Origin of the sequence: Paenimyroides tangerinum (genome assembly GCF_003865405.1) — a bacterium.
GTDB lineage: Bacteria > Bacteroidota > Bacteroidia > Flavobacteriales > Flavobacteriaceae > Flavobacterium > Flavobacterium tangerinum.
This window is the reverse complement of sequence record NZ_RQVQ01000087.1, coordinates 1-3,390: the sequence shown is the minus strand read 5'-3', so window position 1 is coordinate 3,390 and position 3,390 is coordinate 1. Positions and strand designations below refer to the sequence as shown.

General features: G+C 30.8%; 2 protein-coding genes. One reads left to right on the top strand and one right to left on the bottom strand.

Going from position 1 to position 3,390, the window contains the following annotated elements; all coding sequences use genetic code 11:
* Nucleotides 1–237 precede the first annotated feature (237 nt).
* Complete coding sequence (locus EG240_RS16155; protein ID WP_125020359.1) at nt 238–1,359, bottom strand: hypothetical protein; 1,122 nt, start codon at nt 1,357–1,359, stop codon at nt 238–240.
* Between the two features lie 311 nt (nt 1,360–1,670).
* On the opposite strand from EG240_RS16155, the gene EG240_RS16150 reads away from it, so the two are divergent.
* Entirely contained in the window at nt 1,671–3,263 is a 1,593-nt protein-coding gene (locus EG240_RS16150) for an IS1182 family transposase (RefSeq protein ID WP_235830413.1), read from the top strand.
* The last annotated feature ends 127 nt before the right edge of the window (nt 3,264–3,390 follow it).

Genomic DNA, 3,390 nt, shown 5'->3' with positions numbered 1-3,390 from the left:
GCAGCATAAATAAATAGAAAAAAAACTTGAAAAAAGTTTGTTTTTATCCATAGAATGCGAAGTTGCGAAAAAAACATCACTAACTTCATAAATTGCCAAAACTGAGCTACGCATTTTAATTTTTTAAATTTAATAAATTGAAAAATAAAAATAGCGATTGCGACATAAAAAGAAACAAACTTAATATAATCACTTAACTCGCAATTTTGCCAATACGTTGTTGTGTGCAGTTTTTATTTATATTTTCTTTGACTGTTCAACAAGTTGTCTAAATTTATCGATACTTCGGTCAGAAAATCTAATTTCACCAGCATTATGCTCAATTTCTTTAATGATTATGTTATTATTTGACCAATCTCGGACATAAAAATCAATTGCGGAAAATGTTTCTATTTCGTTTTGTTTTATAATTTTTTTTACTTCAAAATAAATGGGATTCTCATTTTGAAAGTATATAGTTGTAATAATTGAACTTTCATTGGTGAAATCCTCTTTGTGAATAAATTTAAGAATTTGTTTTTTCTTATAATAAGCATTAATTGTAGTATTTGAATTTGCTTTTTCGTCATAAAATTTTTTTCTACTTGCCTCCTTCAATTTTTTACTATTATTTATTTCGTTAACTATTTTGTCAATATTCTTGATAATATCATTGCTATATAAACCTACTTGACCAAATCCTATTGGTTGTAATATAGAACTGATTTGATGTTTAATATCTATAATAGTGATGATGTAACGATTATCAGAGGTTGCTCTTGAGTATAAAATTTCGTAACTTTCTATATTATGTTTATTCATATAAAAAGCAATAACATCTTTTAGCGAATTTCTATCAAAATTATTATGTGGCAACCATTCCCAAGATATAAGGTTTTCATATTTTTTAGTTTCATCATAAACAGAATCGCATAAATCCCAATAAGATATTTTCATTTTATCTTGTTGTATATTTCCATTGCTTTTAATAAGTCTAATTTTGTCTTTATCATTGTGAATGTAAAATAATCCCAAATCTACATTCGGTTCTGAACTTCCAATACACTCTCCTTGACGGGTAATTTTTTTTAAATGAAATCGAATATGAGTATTATCTTTAAATTCGTATTTACCAGTGGTTGTTGTAAAACAATCGTTTCCACAAGGTGCACCATAAGCACTAGTAAAAGTTCCGTCAGAGTTTATAAATAAATTATTTCCATAAAAACCTAAACTGCCTTCGCTATTCGGGTGTAATATATATTCTTCTGTTTCAGCTTTAGTTATTAGAGTGTTTATTTTCCATTTTCCTATAAGGGATTGTGCCTCAGAATATTGAAATACCAAAAGCAATAAGTTCAATATCAATAATTTTTTCATATTTCGACTTTTATTTACTTAGATGCAAAAAATCAATTAAAGGTTGGATTTCTTTGTTCGGTTTTTTTGCCAAAATTGCACACAACGTTGATCGTATTGGCGAAGTTGCGTAAAAAACATCACTAACTTCATAAATTGCCAAAACTGAGCAACGCATTTTAATTTTTTAAATTTAATAAATTGAAAAATAAAAATAGCGATTGCGACATAAAAAGAAACAAACTTAATATAATCACTTAACTCGCAATTTTGCCAATACGTTGTGCTTGTTGCACAACTCAAAAATAGATAAAAAATTCGTATATTGCTGTATGCAAGGACGAAAAGATTTTACCCCACAACTATTTTACGAACTAAGCTTGGACAGATTAGTTCCATGCGATAACTTTTATCGCCGAGTAAATCAAGAACTAGATTTACATTTTCTGTACAAATCAACACAAAAATATTACGGAACTCAAGGTCAAGAAAGCATTGATCCGGTGGTGTTTTTCAAGATTTTATTAGTTGGTTATTTAAACAACATCAATAGCGACAGAGCACTGATTCGCTATTGCAGTAATTGTTTAGATGTTCGATTGTTTTTAGGTTATGATTTAAACGAAGAATTACCTTGGCATTCGACTATCAGTCGAACTCGTGCTCTTTTTGGTGAAGAAGTATTCTTGCAACTTTTTCAACTTATCTTAAGCTTATGTGTAGGAAAAGGTATGGTTTCAGGTAAACGTCAAGCGGTAGATTCAGCCTTTATCAAAGCTAATGCGAGCATGGATTCGCTGGTTGAAAAAGAAGTTCTTAATGATGCTTCAGCTTTTGTAAATGAATTGGAAGAAAACTCAGAATTCAAAGTAACATCCAAACGTGAAAAGTTAGTAAATCAACATCACAATTGGAAAGAAGAAGCTTTTAAAGGAATGCCAGGACATGTAAAAACACCTCAAGAAAATGAAGATGGCGAAGCAATTCGACCTAAATTTTTAAGTAATCATACCCATTATAGTCCGACTGATCCCGATGCAAAAATCTCAACCAAACCAGGGAAACCACGTCATTTAAATTATGCTGGTCAATTAGCAGTTGACGACAAGTGTCACGTAATCACAGGCGCTTGTGCCAGTACCGCTGGTAGTAAAGACAGTGCCATATTTTCAGAAATCATGGATCAAACCATAGAAAATTTAAATCAAAATAGCATTGAAATCGGGGAAGTACTAGCCGATGCTGGTTATAGTAGTGGAGCAAGTTTACAATATTGTAAAGACAAAAATCTGAATGCTTGGATTCCCAACTTCGGACAATATAAACCAGAACGAAAAGGATTTATTTTCAATAAAATAGAAAATCGTTACGAATGTATTCAAGAGGGGGGTAACAAAGCATTTTTACCCTTCAAACGTATTTTTAAAGACAGCAAAGGTTACGAAAAGAAAGCTTACAGAAGTAGCGAACAAGATTGTGGAAAATGTCCATTACGAGAAAGCTGCTGTGGAAAAGTAACTAAGTTTAAAAAATTAGAAGAAAGCATTCATAAACCACTTTACGATAAAATGCATGAGAAACTTACCAAAAACAAAGCCTATCATCGCAAGTTAATGAAACGTCGAAGTGCTACAGTAGAACCCGTTCTAGGAACCTTGATTAATTTCTTTAATATGAAAAAAATCAACAGTCGAGGAATGGCTCAAGCTAATAAACATGTTATAATGTCAAGTTTATCCTACAACTTGAAGAAATACTTGCGTTTTAGCTACAAAATATCGAGTGTTTTAGCCCAAGTTATTTCCCTAAAACGAGGGAAGAACTACACTTTTATAAAACGACATCATTTTGAACTAAAAGAATCAATTTTAAGCTACTCAAATTTTAGAATTCAGTATGCTTTTCAAAAAATAAACCTCGCTTAAAAAGGCTTAAACGAGGAGATATTTTTATATTTTTTCCCGAAAAAAGGAGTTGTGCAACAGTTACCGTTGTTGTACGAAGTTTTAACTTGAACAGTTTTGGACTCCTTTCCATATAAAATAAGCTTAA